Origin of the sequence: Nocardia sp. NPDC051990 (genome assembly GCF_040680755.1) — a bacterium.
Lineage (GTDB): Bacteria > Actinomycetota > Actinomycetes > Mycobacteriales > Mycobacteriaceae > Nocardia.
In genome coordinates this window covers 69,539-85,368 of record NZ_JBFAXH010000006.1, presented here as the reverse complement: position 1 = coordinate 85,368, position 15,830 = coordinate 69,539, and the positions used below count along the sequence as shown (strand labels likewise).

Genomic DNA, 15,830 nt, shown 5'->3' with positions numbered 1-15,830 from the left:
CCGACATCGGCTGTCGCACAACCCGAGTGATCACGCACAGCCCATGGCTATCCCACACAAGCCACAGCGCCTGATACCAAATACTCTGAGCGCGCGATCATGCCGTCACACCGCCGTCGCTGCGGAGCATCGCATCACCTAGCGGTGGGCATGATTTCCCCTCGACTGCCCATATACGCATATACCGCAGCGTCGGGGTCAGGCGATGTTGAAGGGTTCGGCGGCGCTGCGTAGGGAGCCGAGTTGGGCTACCACGGCGTAGGCGCCGGGAGGGACCTGGACGCGGTCACCTGCGCAGTTGGGTTGGGAGGTCGAGCCGGACCAGGTGACCATGAAGGCGGCCTGTTCACCGCGGTTCAGGGTGCGGACGTCAGGGGCGCCGTCCGGGTAGCAGTCGGTGCTCGACCACAGGCGGCGCTGGCCGTCGAGCGTGGTCACCGAAACCTGCTGGAGTCCGGAACCGACATCGCGGGAACAGGCCATGGACGAGATATTGGTGATCACGATGCCGAATACCGGATTCTCACCTGTCTTGTAGGTCGGCTGCTCGACGGTCACCTTGACCGCGAGCGACTGATCCGGGCAGGTGCCCGCGGCGACCTGACTGGCGCTCGCCGCCGCGGTGGTACTGCCGGAGGGCTTCGCACTGGATTCGCCGGTGGTCGGCGGCGGCGAGGAGGACGCGCCCGCCGGCTTACTCGTCGCCGACGCGGAACTCGTCGCGGCCGCCTTTGTCGTACCAGGCGAATCGCCGCCACGCGTCACTGTCAATACCAACCAGATCACCAGTGCGAGCGCCACGACCAGGATGCCGATGGCGAGCGCGCGGCGTCGCCAATAGATCTCCGGAGGCAGCGGTCCATTCGGTTCCAGCACGGAGTCAACGGTAAGGGCACGATCCGGTGCAGCGACTCAGGACCCCGGCGTGTCGGATCGGAAAAGGCACGCGGGGCAGGTAAATTCCGCTGCCGCGCCAGATATCTCGGATCGGCCGTTTCAGGCCAGCTCACCGATATTGCCGACGACCCGCTGCAACTTCACCTCGCCCTCGGCGAGTTTGTATGTGACACAGGCGATCGCGCACTCACCCGTCGCCACGCGCTGCGAAATGATCATCGAGCGCTGCATGAGCAAGCGGCTGGTCTCCACCACATGCCTGGCCTCCATCTCATCGACGGTGGACAGTCCCTCCCTGCGCCCGACCAGAATCGACGGCGTGACCCGCTCGACCACACTGCGGATGAATCCGCCGGGCACCTCGCCGCCGTCGAGCGCGTCGATGGTGGCCTTCACCGCACCGCAGCTGTCGTGTCCGAGCACCACGATCAGCGGCACATTCAATACCTGCACCCCGTACTCGATCGAGCCGAGCACCGAACTGTCCACCACGTGGCCCGCCGTGCGCACCACGAACATATCGCCGAGGCCTTGGTCGAAGATCAGCTCGGCCGCCACCCTGGAGTCACCGCAGCCGAACAGGATCGTGTGCGGGTACTGGCCGCCGACGAGCTTGGCCCGGTCGACCGCGCCCTGACTAGGATGCAACAGCGTGCCGTTCACAAAGCGCTCATTGCCCTCGCGAAGGGATTTCCAGGCACTGATCGGGTTGGAATGCGGCATACCGACCATTGTGCACATGGCAGTGGTTACCAGCGAGTCTGTTTCGTTACGACTCGGCAAATATCGACCGACCGCGGGACTGTAGGAACGGTGAGGACAGTGTCGGAGGGCGGCGCAGCGCAACAGCGTGCAAGTGGAAAACCCAAGATTACGACGGGGACCAACCGAGTGGATGCCGAATCGTTGCTGGACTGGTACCGGGCGACCGCGCGGGATCTGCCGTGGCGGCGCAAGGACGTCACCGCCTGGCAGATCCTGATGAGCGAAATCATGCTGCAGCAGACGCCGGTGGTGCGGGTGGAACCGATCTGGCGGGAGTGGGTCGCGCGCTGGCCGGTCCCCTCCGCCATGGCGGCTTCATCGCAGGCCGAGGTGCTGCGCGCCTGGGGCAAGCTCGGCTATCCGCGGCGGGCGTTGCGGCTGCACGAATGCGCCAAGGTGCTCGCCGAGGAACACGGCGACGAGGTACCGACCGATGTCGATGTGCTACTCGGTCTGCCGGGTATCGGCGCGTATACCGCGCGGGCGGTGGTCTGTTTCGCCTACGGACAGCGAGTTCCGGTGGTGGACACCAATGTTCGCCGGGTAGTGGCGCGGGCGGTGCACGGGCGGGCGGCGGCCGGTAATCCGTCCGCGCGCGATCTGCCCGAGACCGAAGCACTGCTGCCGAGCCGAATCGACCGTGCCGCAATGTTTTCCGCCGCGCTGATGGAACTCGGCGCGACGGTGTGCACAGCCCGCGCACCGGATTGCGCGCGGTGCCCGCTCCCGGAATGTGCGTGGGTGGCCGCGGGCAGGCCGATCTCCGATGTGGTTCGCAAGACGCAGAAGTACGAGGGCACCGACCGGCAGGCGCGCGGTCGGTTGCTCGATGTGTTGCGCGATGCAACCGGTCCGGTCGAACGAATCCGCTTGGACCTGGCCTGGACTCGCGATCCCGGCCAACGCGACCGCGCCTTGGACTCCCTGCTCGTCGACGGCCTCATCGAACAAACCCCCGACGGGCTATTCGCGCTGGCAGGCGAAGGCTGAACCGGTCTCCCCCGGGGGCGTCGAGGTCACATCGAACAAAACCCGATGGCCTCGGCGAACGCTGAACAATGTCATCCAGAACATCGACGTCGTATCGAACCAACCCCAGTGGCCTGTCACCTCTGGCCGGCGAGGGCGCGAACTGTCTCACTCGGGGTGGTCGAGAACCCTGCGGAGGAAGGCTTCGACCTCGGCGCGGTAGCGCTCGGGCTGGTCGTCGTGCACCAGGTGGCCCGAGTTCGGGATGCGGACGTAGGCGGCATCGGGATGGACGATGGCCATCTGCCGCATCTGGCCCTCGGGTGTGATGGTGAATTCGCCCTCGATCAAGAGCGCGGGCGCTTCGACCGCGTGCCATTGCGGCCAGAAGTCACGGGTGCCCCACTCCTCGGAGATATCGCGGAAGGTCGCGACCGAACCGTGCAAGCGGTAGCCCTCGGGGCCGTGGTCCAAGGAGTCGAGGAAGTACCGCCCGGCGACCGGGCCGAAGAAATCCAGCACCGCGTCCGCGTCCGGAAACGGCGGCCAGGCCTCGATCATGGCCGCCCAGTTCGCGGCGGTGCGGCCACGGAAGTCGGGCGCGATATCCTCGACCACCAGTGCGCGCACCCGCTCCGGAAACTGCGCCGCGAATACCCAGCCGTGCAGGCCGCCCATCGAATGTCCGATGACGACCATGGGTTCGGAAATTGCGGCCGTTGCCGCGGCGAGGTCGTCGATGAATGCCTCGGTGGTCAGTTCCGCGGGCGTGGGACGACCGTGACCGGCGGCGTCGAAGGTGTAGACATGGCCGAACTCCCGCAGCCAGCCCAGCTGATCGTGCCAGGTGCGGGCACTGCCCATCAGTCCGTGCAACAGCAGGATCGGAACCCCCGCTCCGCCTTCGTCGTACAACACTGTGTCATTTTGCCGCGCGTGCGGCGCGGCGTGTTCGCGGCCCCTGCTGTCTCGCGAACAACTCGCCTTCGATGGAGGATGTCGCATGCACTGCGCAGTGCCCGGTGCACGCAGACGTATCGTCGGAACCATGGCTGTTGTGAAGATAAATGCGATCGAGGTTCCGGAGGGCGCGGGCCCCGAGTTGGAGAAGCGATTCGCCCATCGCGCGCACGCGGTCGAGGGCTCGCCGGGCTTCCTCGGCTTCCAGTTGCTGCGGCCGGTGGCCGGGGAGAACCGGTACTTCGTTGTCACCCAGTGGGATTCGGAGGAGTCGTTCGCCGCGTGGCGGGACGGGCCCGCGCGGGAGGCGCATGCGGGTGAGCGCCAGAAGCCGGTTTCTACGGGTGCCTCACTGCTGGAGTTCGAGGTCGTACTGGACGTCGCGGCCAAGTCCGCTTCCTGAAACCGCTGCACAGACACGGCGGGCGACTCGCCCATCCCGGCCTGGGAAGTCGCCCGCCGTATTGACGGCGCGTGCGACCGGATGTCACAGTTCGAATGATAAACGCGAGGGTGACGCGGTAATTCGGTGAGATTCCGAAGCGGTCGCGCCACTGTGTTCGTGCACCGAGTCCTTGGTGCCGGAAGCCAGACACCGGCACCTTCGTACCGAACAACTCACGGGACGCGCATCCCTAGGAGGACTCGAATGGCTATCGCGCATTCACCGAGTCGGGCAACTGATTCACTCGGCACACTGCTCATCGCAGTAGGCGTCGTTCTTCTCGCACTGCTCACGCTGTACCTGGTCGGCTTCGATCAGGGCGTCATCTCGCGCAGCGGGATGTACCTGCACGAGCTCATGCACGACGGACGTCACCTGCTCGGTGTGCCGTGCCATTGATCGGATCGCTCGGGGCCCTGCTGCTTCGTGGCCTGCTGGCCGGTCTCATCGCCGGTCTGCTGGCCGCGACAGTGGGCTATTTCGTCGGCGAGCCCAAGATCGCCGCCGCCATCTCCATCGAAGAAGCAAATACCGCCAAGGGACAGGCCACCGGGCACGCCCATGAACCGGCCGGGCATACGCACGGTGACGAGGAAGAAGCGCTGGTCAGTCGGTCCGGGCAGAAGTTCGGGCAGTTCCTGGCGCTCGGACTCACCGGACTCGCGCTCGGGGCGATCTTCGCGTCGGTCGCGTATTTCGCACGCCGGTACACCACCTTGTCCGGACCGAAGCTCGCGCTCGGATTGGCATTGGCGGGTTGGACCGCAATCGTGGCGGTGCCGTTCTTCAAGTACCCGGCCAACCCGCCCGCCGTCGGTGAGCCGGACACCATCAACCAGCGCACCCTGCTGTGGCTGGCTGCGGTGCTGCTCGGACTGGCTGCCGTCGGTATCGGGCTGTACGTCTACAAACTGCTTGCCGCGCAACTCGGTATGGTCCGGCTGATCGCCGGGGTCGCGGCCTTCGTGTTCATGGTCGTGCTCGGGTACATTCTGTTGCCCGGCGTCAACGAGGTGAAGGACGACTTCCCGGCCGTGCTGCTGTGGCAGTTCCGTGCGACATCGCTCGGCGAGACCGCCACCCTGTGGGCCTGCCTCGGCCTCGGTTTCGCGGCACTCACCGAATTCGCCACGCGCGATAGCACTCCCGTACGAGAATCGGCCACTACCGCAGGCTGATCCGGAATTCGGGTCGCGAAAGGCAGTGTCGGTGCTATGACCGGCACTGCCTTTTCCGTACAGCCACGAACCGACGCACCACGCTCGGTTTCCGTGGCCTTCACCGCACTCGTCATCGCACTGCTTTGCGGTGTCGGCGAGGCCATTACCCACACCGCCGTGCAATTGGACCGCCCGGACGCCGATATCGGCTCGCTCGCAACAGGTCTGGCCATTCGCGCCGGCATCTACCTGGTGGTGCTCGGCGTTGCCGTCCGAATGGCGCGCGGCGCCCGCTGGGCCAGAATGGCGCTCACCTTCGGCATCGGCGTAATCGGCCTGGCCTCGCTGATCATCGAACCACTGGCAGCCACATTGTCCGCCAAGCAAATCGGCGACCTCTTCGACAACCTCACCGCGTCCGCAGTGATCAACGGCACTTTCCGCACCGCCCACGTCCTGGCCGTCCTCGTCGCCATCCCGGCCATGTACCACCCAACCGCCCGCCGCTACTTCCGGCGCACAAAATAGTTGTCGCACAGGTAGTGGCACTCTCGCACAGGCTATTTCGTCTGTGTGACAGAGTTAGTGCCAGCCGGGGCGGACCAGGCCGGATTCGTAGGCCATCACCACGAGTTGGGTGCGATCCCTGGCGTCCAGTTTCGTGAGGATCCGGCTGACGTGGGTGCGGGCGGTGGCGGGGCTCACGAAGAGGCGTTCGCCTATTTCGGCATTGGTGAGGCCCTCGGCCACCAGGGTCATCACCTCGCGCTCGCGATCGGTGAGTTCGGTGAAGGCGGCCGGCGGCGGTTGTTTGGCGTGAGCCGAGAATTCGGCGATGAGGCGGCGGGTGACGCCGGGCGAAAGCAGGGCGTCACCCGCGGCGACGACACGGACGGCGCGAACGAGATCGGCGGGCTCGGTGTGTTTGACCAGGAATCCAGTCGCGCCCGCGCGCATTGCTTCGAAGACGTATTCGTCTAGTTCGAAGGTGGTCAGCACGACCACCTTCACATCGGCGAGTTTCGAATCCTCGGCGATCATTCTGGTCGCGGCAAGGCCGTCCAGGACGGGCATCCTGATATCCATCAGGACCACGTCGGGGGTCAGGTTGCGGGTCATGCGGACGGCCTGTTCGCCGTTATCGGCCTCACCGACGACCTCGATGCCGTCCTGCGCGTCGAGCAGCGCGACGAAACCGCCGCGCACCAGGGCCTGATCGTCGGCAACCAGCACTCGAACGGGCCGGCCCGGGTCCCGGCCGGCAATCGAATCGCCGAATCCTGCGTTCATCGCGCCTCCTCCGGAGCCCCTACCTCCGACGGTAGCCGAGCCACCACGCGGTAGCCGCCGCTGGGTCGCGGGCCCGCGATGAGCTGGCCACCGAGGGCGTGTGCGCGCTCGCGCATGCCGAGAATGCCATTGCCGCCGCTCGGTCCGGACTTCGATTGCGCGCCGGTGACGCGGGCATTGTCGATGGTGATCTCGACCGAATTGGCGGCATAGCGGATGGTCACCGCGGCTGGCGCGCCGGGCGCGTGGCGGACCACATTGGTCAGTGATTCCTGGATGATGCGGGCCGCGGCCACATCGACGACGCTGGGCAGTTTGTGTGCGGTGCCGATAATGCGGGTGTCGACGGGGAGACCGGCCGCGCGGGTGCGCTGCAGCAGTGCGTCCAGGTCCTCGATGCTCGGGGCCGGGCTGCGCGGCGCAGGCGGGCAGGCCTCGACGCCGCGGACAACCGAATTACCTTGGACCCCTTCGGATTCGCCGCGTGCAGACACGGATTCGGGTCCCGGCTCGGCCGCCGAGTCACGCCCTTCGGCCGTCGGGCTGCCGCTGCGGATCGCGTGCAGCAACGTATGCACCTCGACCAGCGCATCCTTACTCGCCGTTTTGATCGCCGCGAGCGCCGATTCGGCCTGTTCCGGCTTCTTCTGGAAAAGCTCCAGCGCCACCGAGGACTGCACATTGATCAGCGAAAGACTATGTGCCAGTACATCGTGCAGCTCGCGGGCGATGGCGAGGCGCTGCTCACTGGCCCGCCGCTCCCGCTGGGCCTCCTCGTCACGACGGGCCGCCTCGGCCCGCTGCCTGCGCGCCACCAACACCGCCTTGCGCTGGCGAATCCCCTCCGCGATCGCGACCAGCACACCCAGCCAGGCGATCATTCCGAAGGCCAGCCACGGGTCGGCCGGATGCCCGACCATCGCGGGCAGCGGCCAGACCAGCGCGAGGTAGCCGATCGGCGCGAGCGGATAGGTCCACCAGCGTGATCCGACGATCGCGGCGCTGATGAATGCGATCACCAGCGCGACGAAAATCGGGCCGTAGCCATAGCCGCACAGTAGGTACACCGCGCAGGACGCGATTGTCACGAGCAGCGCGGGCAGCGGGCGGGAACGGCGGAGCAAGAGCGCCACCGGTCCGATGAGCAACAGCACGTAGCCGAACGCGTCGAGCGAGTGCACCCCGGTCTGGCGCAGGTTGGCATTGCGTCCCGCGCCGACCTGGATCACCGCGACGACGAACGCGAGCGCCCAGTCCTGAACCACTGGGCCACGTTTCGATTCCGCTGGCGCTGTCACACTTGCAGCCTATTAGGCTCCCCCGCCTCCCCGAATCTTTTGCCGGTCGTAAGTACGTCGAAACCCACGTCGCGGGCCGGCGGTCGAGTTTTCAGCGAAGTCTTGGGCGTACCCGGCGAGTTACCCATGTTCGCACGAAATAAGGCGTGACGTCTGTCAAAACAGTGATCTAGGCCTAGGTACGTACGTCGAGCATCGCCGCGCGACGGATGTGTCACCCCAGGTCGCGGGTGGATTCTCGGTGCATGACAGATTCCATCGTGGTCACCGCGGGGCTGACCAAACGCTACGGCACCCACACCGCCGTCGACGGCGTGCGTATGAATGTCGCGCCGGGCGAGATCTACGGCTTCCTCGGCCCGAACGGCGCGGGTAAGACGACCACGCTGCGAATGCTGGTCGGTTTGATCCGTCCTACCTCGGGCACCGCCATCGTGCTCGGACATACCCCGGGCGATCCGGCCGTGGTCCGCCGCATCGGCGTCCTCATCGAGGGGCCCGGCTTCTATCCGTACCTCACCGGCCGCGACAACCTGCGGGTCCTCGCGAAATACCGTGGCCTCGAGCACGCCGACGTGGCCGACGCACTCGACCGCGTCGGCCTCGCCAAGCGCGCCGACGATAAATTCCGCACGTATTCCCTCGGGATGAAGCAGCGCCTCGGCGTCGGCGCGGCCCTGCTCGGTCGTCCTGATCTGCTGATCCTGGACGAGCCGACCAATGGCCTCGACCCGCAGGGCATGGCCGAAATGCGTGAGCTCATTACGACTCTCGCCGGTGACGGTCATACCGTGCTGCTGTCCAGCCACATGCTCAGCGAGGTGCAGGAGATCTGCGACCGAGTCGGAGTGATCTCCGGTGGGAAGCTGCTCACCGAATCCACGGTCGCCGAATTACGTGGCGCGTCTTCGCTTTTGCTGCGAGCCGAACCGCTGGAGGTGGCATTTCCGGCGGTGCGCCGGGTGGTCGGTGAGCATTCGGCCATGTTGACCGCGGGGGGAATTCGAATCGAGGCCGGTGCGGGCAGCGCCCCGATGGTCGCGCGTGCGGTCGTCGAATCGGGCGCGGATCTGCTGGAACTGCGGACCGATGAAAAGTCCCTGGAGGAAGTGTTCTTCGAAATGACCCAATTGGAGCCGGTGAAATGAACGCAGAGACCATGAATGACCTGATGGCGAGCACGAAAGCGGAAATGCTGCGACTGCGGAAATGGCCCGCATTCTGGATCATTCTCGGCACCTGGATTCTGCTGAATCTCACCTTCGCCTACCTGTTCAACTACCTCGCCTACTCCTCCGGCGATATGAAGACAATGTCGAACGGCGTACCCAAAGACGTTCTGCTGCACCAGATGTTGCCCGCCGCGGTCCCAGAGGTCTTCACCCAGGGCATGGCCATGTTCGGTGGTGCGCTGATGCTCATTCTGGGTGCACTGACCATCGGTAGCGGATACGGCTGGGGCACTTGGAAAACCGTGCTCACCCAGGGCCCGTCGCGAGCCAATGCCATCGGCGGTGCGCTGATCGGCTTGGCGGTCACGGTTATCGGGCTGGTGTGCGTCGCATTCGTGGTGGATATCGGGGTCGCCTCGATTATCGCGACGAGTCGCGCGCAGTCGCTCGCATTGCCCGGCCTCGGCCAGGCAGTGAACGGAATCGTCACCGGCACAGCGATTCTCGGGATGTGGACGCTGGCGGGCGCACTGATCGGGGCGATCGCACGCGGTCCGGCGCTGGCCGTCGGGCTCGGGTTGGTGTGGGTGCTGGTGGTGGAGAATTTGCTACGCGGTGTTGCGGCGATCTTCAGCCCGATCAAGGTGCTCACCGATCATCTGCCCGGTACGGCGGCCGGTTCGATGGCCGGTGCGATGCGGACCGTCGACGGGCCGACGACGCCAGGTGTACTCGACATCCTGTCGCGGACTCAGTCGCTCATCGCATTGGTGGTGTATGCGGCCCTCTTCGCGGCGGCCACGATGTGGCTGGTGCGGCAGCGCGATATGGTCTAACCCCTCGGACACCGAAGCCGTTGGCGGACAACAGTTCGTCAGCGCTTCCGGTGCTCGATCGGCGCACCGCCGAACCCGCTCGACCCGTTGCCCGTCGCGGCACACGATGCTGGCTACCGCCTTCGCACGCGGCGCACAGGCGGCGGGGGTAGGTTCGACTGCGAATTGTGATTCACACATCTTCGAAAGGACCGTGATGCCCACACGTACCGCGCGCACCGCTTGGACCGGTGGTCTCCAGGACGGCTCCGGCCAGGTCGAGCTGGCCAGCTCCGGTGTCGGCAAGTACGACGTCTCCTTCCCCAAACGGACCGCCGACGATGCCGCAGGCACCACCAGCCCCGAGGAACTGATCGCGGCGGCGCACTCCTCCTGCTTCGCCATGGCCCTCTCGGCCCAGATCGGCAATGCTGGTGGCACGCCGGAAAGCCTGGACGTCACCGCCGATGTGACCCTCGGCCCGGATCCGGACGGCGGCTTCCGCATCAGCGCCATCAAACTCACCGTCCGCGGCCGGGTCTCCGGTATGGACGCCGACGGCTTCGCCGCCGCGGCGGCCGCCGCCAAGGCGGGCTGCCCGGTCAGCAAGGCCCTCGCCGGAGTGGACAACATCACCCTCGACGCCGCTCTCGCCTGACTTCCCGGCTCCTCGCACAGCGGGTGCGAGGAGCCCAGTGGTCATGCGAGCGACGCGTACGCGCGGCGTAGGGCAGATATCGTCGGCAGGCCGATGTCCGGGCGGGGCGGTCAGGAGCAGGGTTGACGCATGAACATTCTCACGCACCCTGGGGCCATGACCTTTTCGGCCGATCACTATGACGGCGGGTGGCATCCCTGGCCGTTCTTCTGGATCTTCCCATTACTGTTCTGGGCCACCATCATTGTCGTCTTCGTATTCGCCCGGCGGCGGTTCTGGGCACACCAGAGCGGAATCGGCGCGCTGCGCACCGCATTCGCGCGTGGCGAGATCACCGAGGATCAATACCGGAGTCGACTTGCGGTCTTACGCGAACGCGGTAGCAGGCCGCGCGGAGGCGAAACTCCAACCACCTGAGCCACAAGCATTGTCATGCCCGCCGCCCCGAAAGCGGCGGGCACCGCGACGAATGTTTGCCCGCGAAGTATCGGCCGCCAGTGCACGCCCGACTCGCCTGCGAAACTACGTCCCGTCGGGATCAGCCGCCCGCCGTTCGGCATCGGTGAATCCATCCACCGTCTGTCCGGGCGCGGCCATACTGCGCCGCGCCGAATACGCCGCGGCCGATGCGAAAGCCCCGGCCGCTCCCGCCGGGGTAGCACCGTAGGTGAGCGAGCGCCGCGGATCGAATCCCAACTCGGACCCCACCGCCACCGCATCCATATTCGCGCCGAGGAATACGAAATCCCAGGTGTACACCTCCTGTTGCTGCGTAATCAGCGCCCGCACTGCGGCATGCGTCCACTCCCGACTGGAATTCTCGTGCCCATCGGTGAGGACAACGACGATTACCGTGCCCGGCCGGTCGTGCTCCGGTCGACCCGCGAGTTCCCGCCCGACATCGGTGACCAGCCGCCCAACCGCGTCGTAGAGCGCGGTACCGCCGCGCGGCGCCAGACTCAGCGGCGGCACCTCGGCGATCGGCCGATTCGCATAGACCAGTTCGTATTCGGTATCGAACTGAGCCAGCGTCACCAGCGTCGTCTTCGGCACCTTGCGCTGCTCTTCGATATAGGCATCGAAGCCGCCCTCGGTATCGGTCTTGATCGCCTGCATGGAACCCGACCGATCCAGCAGCACCGCGATCAATGTCAGATCTGAATTTGTCACCTGGCACCCCCGTGGTAGTTGTGGAATGACCGCTCCCCACGGTACGCCGCTGCTCGAGCATGCGAATTCCAGAAAAAAATGCCGCCCACCGGAGAAACCGGTGGGCGGCATTTCCAGCCAATGCGACTTACTCGCCGGCGGCCTCGGCGACGGTGCCTTCGCCCGCACCCGTAAGCACGACCTCCGGCTTCTCCTCGGTCGCTGGCTTCTTGGTCAGCTTCGCCTTGCCGGTGAAGGTGAACTTGGCATCCTCGCCGGAGCCTTCGCCGTCCCAGCCCTCGACATCGACCACGATGGTCTGTCCCGGACCGATCTCGCCGAAGAGGATCTTCTCCGACAGCTGGTCCTCGATCTCGCGCTGGATGGTTCGACGCAGCGGCCGAGCACCGAGCACCGGATCGAAGCCACGCTTGGCCAGCAGGGCCTTGCCCCGCTCGGACAGCTCGATCTCCATGTCCTTGTTCCGCAGCTGCGTGGCGACGCGACCGATCATCAGATCCACCATCTCCACGATCTGCTCCGTGGTGAGCTGGTGGAAGACGATCACATCGTCGATACGGTTGAGGAACTCGGGCCGGAAGTGCTTCTTCAGCTCATCGTTGACCTTGAGCTTCATCCGCTCGTAGTTCGAACCCTCGGCATTGGACTGGGTGAAGCCCAGGCCGACGGCCTTGGAGATATCCGAGGTACCCAGGTTCGAGGTGAAGATCAGCACGGTGTTCTTGAAGTCGACCGTACGACCCTGGCCGTCGGTGAGACGACCGTCCTCGAGGACCTGCAACAGGGTGTTGTAGATCTCCTGATGTGCCTTTTCGATCTCGTCGAACAAAACGACCGAGAACGGCTTGCGGCGCACCTTCTCGGTGAGCTGGCCGCCCTCTTCGTAGCCCACGTACCCGGGCGGGGCACCGAAGAGCCGCGATGCGGTGAAACGGTCGTGGAACTCACCCATATCGATCTGGATGAGCGCATCGTCGTCGCCGAACAGGAAGTTCGCCAGCGCCTTGGACAGCTCGGTCTTACCGACACCGGACGGACCGGCGAAGATGAACGAGCCCGAGGGACGCTTCGGATCCTTCAGACCGGCGCGGGTGCGACGGATCGCCTTCGACACGGCCTTGACCGCGTCCTCCTGGCCGATGATCCGCTTGTGCAGCTCGTCCTCCATGCGGAGCAGACGGGTGGTCTCCTCCTCGGTGAGCTTGAACACCGGAATACCGGTCCAGTTGGCCAGCACCTCGGCGATCTGCTCGTCGTCGACCTCGGCCACCACATCAAGATCACCGGAGCGCCACTGCTTTTCGCGCTCGGCACGCTTGGCGACCAGCTGCTTTTCCTTATCGCGCAGCCGCGCTGCCTTCTCGAAGTCCTGCGCGTCGATGGCGCTTTCCTTCTCCCGGCGCGCATCGGCGATCTTGTCGTCGAATTCGCGCAGGTCCGGCGGAGCCGTCATGCGACGGATGCGCATGCGCGCACCGGCCTCGTCGATCAGGTCGATCGCCTTGTCCGGTAGGAACCGGTCGTTGATGTAGCGGTCGGCCAGCGTCGCGGCGGCAACCAGCGCGCCATCGGTGATGGAGACCCGGTGGTGTGCCTCGTAGCGGTCACGCAAGCCCTTGAGGATATTGATGGTGTGCTCGACCGTTGGCTCGCCGACCTGCACCGGCTGGAACCGGCGTTCCAGGGCGGCATCCTTCTCGATGTACTTGCGGTACTCGTCGAGGGTGGTCGCACCGATGGTCTGCAGCTCACCGCGGGCCAGCTTCGGCTTCAGGATCGATGCGGCGTCGATCGCGCCCTCGGCGGCACCCGCGCCGACGAGCGTGTGCAGCTCGTCGATGAACAGGATGATGTCGCCGCGGGTGTTGATCTCCTTGAGCACCTTCTTCAGGCGCTCTTCGAAGTCACCGCGGTAGCGGCTACCGGCGACCAGGGAACCCAGGTCGAGGGTGTAGAGCTGCTTATCCTTCAGCGTCTCCGGCACCTCACCGTTGACGATGGCCTGCGCCAGACCCTCGACCACTGCGGTCTTACCGACACCGGGCTCACCGATGAGGACCGGGTTGTTCTTGGTGCGGCGGCTCAGCACCTGCATGACGCGCTCGATCTCCTTCGAGCGGCCGATGACCGGGTCGAGCTTGCCCTCGAGGGCGGCCTGGGTCAGGTTACGACCGAACTGGTCGAGCACCAGCGAGGTGGACGGGGTCCCGGCCTCGCCGCGCGAGCCGGATTCCACCGGCTCCTTGCCCTGGTATCCGGACAGCAGCTGGATGACCTGCTGGCGCACCCGGTTGAGATCCGCACCCAGCTTCACCAGCACCTGCGCCGCGACACCCTCACCTTCACGGATCAGGCCGAGCAGGATGTGCTCGGTGCCGATGTAGTTGTGGCCGAGCTGCAGCGCCTCGCGCAGACTCAGCTCCAGCACCTTCTTGGCCCGTGGGGTGAACGGGATGTGACCGGACGGGGCCTGCTGGCCCTGGCCGATGATCTCCTCCACCTGGCTACGCACACCCTCCAGCGAAATACCAAGGGATTCCAGCGACTTCGCCGCTACGCCCTCGCCCTCGTGGATCAACCCAAGCAGGATGTGCTCGGTGCCGATGTAGTTGTGGTTGAGCATCCTGGCCTCTTCTTGGGCCAAGACAACGACGCGCCTCGCGCGGTCGGTGAACCTCTCGAACATCGCTCCCTCACTCTCCTGCTCCGACAATCTGGCGTCCGACGCTTCGTTGGCGTCAGCTGCCATGAAGCCCGGGGGTTGCGGCCCCGGCCTCCACTCTAGTTGGCAGGGGATTACGCCGCCTCCAGTCCACCCTATTGGGGACCGGCGACAGCACGGTCATTCACTCATAACGTGCTCGTTGCGGGATACGTTTCCGCTGGGGTTTTGCCCTCAGCGAAATCGCCGGTCTCCGCTTCCCAGCGGTGGTGTTACCCGGTGAACGGCGGGACGAACTCGCACGGCACCTCGCGCGCATGCGCTGGATCGAGGGCATTCAGGACGAACCGAGCGGTGCGCGGACTGCCCGCGATCGCCAGATGTTCGGAGAAGTCCGACGCGCAGCCGTCCTGAACCAGGATATTGGTCGTATTCGGACCGGGCACGAAGCCCGAGTCGTACGGGACGACGATCTCGTCGAGACCGGCCATGATGTTGGTGTAGGTGATGCCGGGAACGTAAACGCCGTCGCTGTTCAGATCCCGCAGGAAGGGCGAGTCACGGAGTAGCTCGGTGCATGCCGCACACAGCGAACCCACCGCCGCCCGGAAGTAGGGCCCTGCGCCGAGCTGGTCGGCGAAGGCGGCCGCATCCGCGGCGCCGCCCGCGTTGGTACCGCGCCAGGTCGGTGCGATCGATACATATCTATCGATCTTGTCCGCGCCACCGAGCCGCTTGGCGTAGTAGTTCGGCATTATTGTGCCCTGCGAATGCCCCACCACATCCACCTTGCTCGCCCCGGTCGCCGCAAGCACCCGATCCACGAACGCGCCGAACTGAACCGCACTCTGTTCGATCGGCAGCATGCCACCCACCGCAGAGATGGGCCACGGCAGCTCGTGTGCACCATAAGTCAGCGCGAATACGCAGTAACCTTCGTTCACGAGCAGCGGCGCATAGAGACCCCAATTCGTCTGTGCCCCACCACCGGTGCCGTGCGCGAGCACCACCGGATTCGGATGCGCCGCACTGGGCCGACAGCCCCAATCATTCGATCCCGGCAGTGAGCCACCATGATTCACCAGCTCATTCGGGATCCCCGCAAAGAAGTTGTAGTCGACCGGATACTCGGCCTGCGCATTACCACTCGCCCCGACCCACAGCACGGCAAGCACGGCGATGACGAGTGCAGACCCGGGAACACGCCGCATGGAGACCTCCACATCTGGAATGTGTTCCAGAACGTAGCGCAACTTGTCGCCCCCGGCGGCGAGTTCGCGCAAGTCCGCGCGCAAATCTCGTTCCCTCCCGATGCTCACCGCCTGGGCAGCCGATTCCATTGGCCCCTCGGCCGAAGAGCCACTGACCACGTCATCGGGTGCGCCAGCACCGTCGGGCCAGCGCCGAAAGAGGCACGATTGAAGCGCGACGGGCCGTTGCGAGCGGTCCGGTACGGAAACACACCGTTTTCGGCCCGCAGACGGCCTGTCGGGCCCGTCCCCGCCGCGCTGACACACTCATTCTTGGGGCACTCATCTTGGGGCACTCATCTTGGAGTACTCGTCTCTA

Annotated in this window: 17 protein-coding genes and 1 riboswitch; of the genes, 9 read left to right on the top strand and 8 right to left on the bottom strand. The window is 65.6% G+C overall.

Annotation, left to right across the window (positions count from 1 at the left end):
* Positions 1 to 198: 198 nt before the first annotated feature.
* Positions 199 to 876 (bottom strand): hypothetical protein, encoded by a 678-nt coding sequence (locus AB0L63_RS13925; protein ID WP_364499446.1) that lies wholly within the window; start codon positions 874 to 876, stop codon positions 199 to 201.
* A gap of 120 nt (positions 877 to 996) precedes the next feature.
* On the bottom strand, positions 997 to 1,620 hold the full coding sequence (locus tag AB0L63_RS13920; RefSeq protein ID WP_364499444.1) for a carbonic anhydrase: 624 nt from the start codon (positions 1,618 to 1,620) through the stop codon (positions 997 to 999).
* A 168-nt stretch (positions 1,621 to 1,788) separates the two neighbouring features.
* Here AB0L63_RS13920 and AB0L63_RS13915 point away from each other — a divergent pair, with 168 nt between their 5' ends.
* Positions 1,789 to 2,652 carry an A/G-specific adenine glycosylase gene (locus AB0L63_RS13915; protein ID WP_364499441.1) on the top strand — a complete coding sequence of 288 codons (864 nt, stop codon included), beginning with the start codon at positions 1,789 to 1,791 and terminating at the stop codon, positions 2,650 to 2,652.
* A gap of 147 nt (positions 2,653 to 2,799) precedes the next feature.
* On the opposite strand, the gene AB0L63_RS13910 is transcribed toward AB0L63_RS13915, so the two are convergent.
* Positions 2,800 to 3,549, bottom strand: a complete 750-nt coding sequence (locus tag AB0L63_RS13910) for an alpha/beta hydrolase (protein ID WP_364499439.1) — start codon at positions 3,547 to 3,549, stop codon at positions 2,800 to 2,802.
* 130 nt (positions 3,550 to 3,679) lie between these two features.
* On the opposite strand from AB0L63_RS13910, the gene mhuD reads away from it, so the two are divergent.
* The 4 genes from mhuD (at position 3,680) to AB0L63_RS13890 (ending at position 5,724) form a co-directional block, all read left to right on the top strand.
* Positions 3,680 to 3,994 carry a mycobilin-forming heme oxygenase MhuD gene (gene mhuD, locus AB0L63_RS13905; RefSeq protein ID WP_040686177.1) on the top strand — a complete coding sequence of 105 codons (315 nt, stop codon included), beginning with the start codon at positions 3,680 to 3,682 and terminating at the stop codon, positions 3,992 to 3,994.
* 64 nt (positions 3,995 to 4,058) lie between these two features.
* Positions 4,059 to 4,210: riboswitch (cobalamin riboswitch) on the top strand.
* A gap of 30 nt (positions 4,211 to 4,240) precedes the next feature.
* The gene (locus AB0L63_RS13900; RefSeq protein ID WP_040686176.1) at positions 4,241 to 4,435 is read left to right on the top strand and encodes a CbtB-domain containing protein; all 195 of its coding nucleotides are present in this window, start codon (positions 4,241 to 4,243) and stop codon (positions 4,433 to 4,435) included.
* Positions 4,426 to 5,214 (top strand): CbtA family protein, encoded by a 789-nt coding sequence (locus AB0L63_RS13895; protein ID WP_364499436.1) that lies wholly within the window; start codon positions 4,426 to 4,428, stop codon positions 5,212 to 5,214. The genes AB0L63_RS13900 and AB0L63_RS13895 overlap by 10 nt, the downstream gene beginning before the upstream one ends.
* A gap of 36 nt (positions 5,215 to 5,250) precedes the next feature.
* The gene (locus AB0L63_RS13890; protein ID WP_364499433.1) at positions 5,251 to 5,724 is read left to right on the top strand and encodes a hypothetical protein; all 474 of its coding nucleotides are present in this window, start codon (positions 5,251 to 5,253) and stop codon (positions 5,722 to 5,724) included.
* Positions 5,725 to 5,778: 54 nt separating this feature from the next.
* Here AB0L63_RS13890 and AB0L63_RS13885 read toward each other — a convergent pair whose 3' ends face one another.
* Both AB0L63_RS13885 and AB0L63_RS13880 read right to left on the bottom strand, forming a co-directional pair.
* A complete protein-coding gene (locus tag AB0L63_RS13885; RefSeq protein WP_364499431.1) occupies positions 5,779 to 6,486 on the bottom strand; it encodes a response regulator transcription factor in 708 nt (235 codons plus the stop codon).
* A complete protein-coding gene (locus AB0L63_RS13880; protein ID WP_364499428.1) occupies positions 6,483 to 7,784 on the bottom strand; it encodes a histidine kinase in 1,302 nt (433 codons plus the stop codon). The genes AB0L63_RS13885 and AB0L63_RS13880 overlap by 4 nt, the downstream gene beginning before the upstream one ends.
* Positions 7,785 to 8,029: 245 nt before the next feature.
* On the opposite strand from AB0L63_RS13880, the gene AB0L63_RS13875 reads away from it, so the two are divergent.
* From AB0L63_RS13875 to AB0L63_RS13860, 4 genes are all read left to right on the top strand, one after another.
* Positions 8,030 to 8,932 (top strand): ABC transporter ATP-binding protein, encoded by a 903-nt coding sequence (locus AB0L63_RS13875; RefSeq protein ID WP_364499426.1) that lies wholly within the window; start codon positions 8,030 to 8,032, stop codon positions 8,930 to 8,932.
* Positions 8,929 to 9,792 (top strand): ABC transporter permease, encoded by an 864-nt coding sequence (locus AB0L63_RS13870; RefSeq protein WP_364499424.1) that lies wholly within the window; start codon positions 8,929 to 8,931, stop codon positions 9,790 to 9,792. The genes AB0L63_RS13875 and AB0L63_RS13870 overlap by 4 nt, the downstream gene beginning before the upstream one ends.
* 196 nt (positions 9,793 to 9,988) lie before the next feature.
* Positions 9,989 to 10,429 (top strand): OsmC family peroxiredoxin, encoded by a 441-nt coding sequence (locus AB0L63_RS13865; RefSeq protein ID WP_364499421.1) that lies wholly within the window; start codon positions 9,989 to 9,991, stop codon positions 10,427 to 10,429.
* Positions 10,430 to 10,558: 129 nt separating this feature from the next.
* Positions 10,559 to 10,846, top strand: coding sequence for a hypothetical protein (locus AB0L63_RS13860; RefSeq protein WP_364499418.1), 288 nt, complete (start codon positions 10,559 to 10,561; stop codon positions 10,844 to 10,846).
* Positions 10,847 to 10,951: 105 nt separating this feature from the next.
* On the opposite strand, the gene AB0L63_RS13855 is transcribed toward AB0L63_RS13860, so the two are convergent.
* The 3 genes from AB0L63_RS13855 to AB0L63_RS13845 form a co-directional block, all read right to left on the bottom strand.
* Entirely contained in the window at positions 10,952 to 11,599 is a 648-nt protein-coding gene (locus AB0L63_RS13855) for a vWA domain-containing protein (protein ID WP_364499415.1), read from the bottom strand.
* A 127-nt stretch (positions 11,600 to 11,726) separates the two neighbouring features.
* Complete coding sequence (locus AB0L63_RS13850) at positions 11,727 to 14,285, bottom strand: ATP-dependent Clp protease ATP-binding subunit (protein ID WP_364499413.1); 2,559 nt, start codon at positions 14,283 to 14,285, stop codon at positions 11,727 to 11,729.
* A gap of 248 nt (positions 14,286 to 14,533) precedes the next feature.
* Positions 14,534 to 15,472, bottom strand: a complete 939-nt coding sequence (locus tag AB0L63_RS13845) for an alpha/beta fold hydrolase (RefSeq protein WP_364500204.1) — start codon at positions 15,470 to 15,472, stop codon at positions 14,534 to 14,536.
* Positions 15,473 to 15,830: the final 358 nt, after the last annotated feature.

Coding starts and splice junctions, on each gene's coding strand:
- AB0L63_RS13920 (WP_364499444.1), bottom strand. CDS start 1,620: ATGCCGCATTCCAACCCGATCAGTGCCTGGAAATCCCTTCGCGAGGGC.
- mhuD (WP_040686177.1), top strand. CDS start 3,680: ATGGCTGTTGTGAAGATAAATGCGATCGAGGTTCCGGAGGGCGCGGGC.
- AB0L63_RS13900 (WP_040686176.1), top strand. CDS start 4,241: ATGGCTATCGCGCATTCACCGAGTCGGGCAACTGATTCACTCGGCACA.
- AB0L63_RS13890 (WP_364499433.1), top strand. CDS start 5,251: ATGACCGGCACTGCCTTTTCCGTACAGCCACGAACCGACGCACCACGC.
- AB0L63_RS13885 (WP_364499431.1), bottom strand. CDS start 6,486: ATGAACGCAGGATTCGGCGATTCGATTGCCGGCCGGGACCCGGGCCGG.
- AB0L63_RS13875 (WP_364499426.1), top strand. CDS start 8,030: ATGACAGATTCCATCGTGGTCACCGCGGGGCTGACCAAACGCTACGGC.
- AB0L63_RS13870 (WP_364499424.1), top strand. CDS start 8,929: ATGAACGCAGAGACCATGAATGACCTGATGGCGAGCACGAAAGCGGAA.
- AB0L63_RS13865 (WP_364499421.1), top strand. CDS start 9,989: ATGCCCACACGTACCGCGCGCACCGCTTGGACCGGTGGTCTCCAGGAC.
- AB0L63_RS13860 (WP_364499418.1), top strand. CDS start 10,559: ATGAACATTCTCACGCACCCTGGGGCCATGACCTTTTCGGCCGATCAC.
- AB0L63_RS13850 (WP_364499413.1), bottom strand. CDS start 14,285: ATGTTCGAGAGGTTCACCGACCGCGCGAGGCGCGTCGTTGTCTTGGCC.
- AB0L63_RS13845 (WP_364500204.1), bottom strand. CDS start 15,472: ATGCGGCGTGTTCCCGGGTCTGCACTCGTCATCGCCGTGCTTGCCGTG.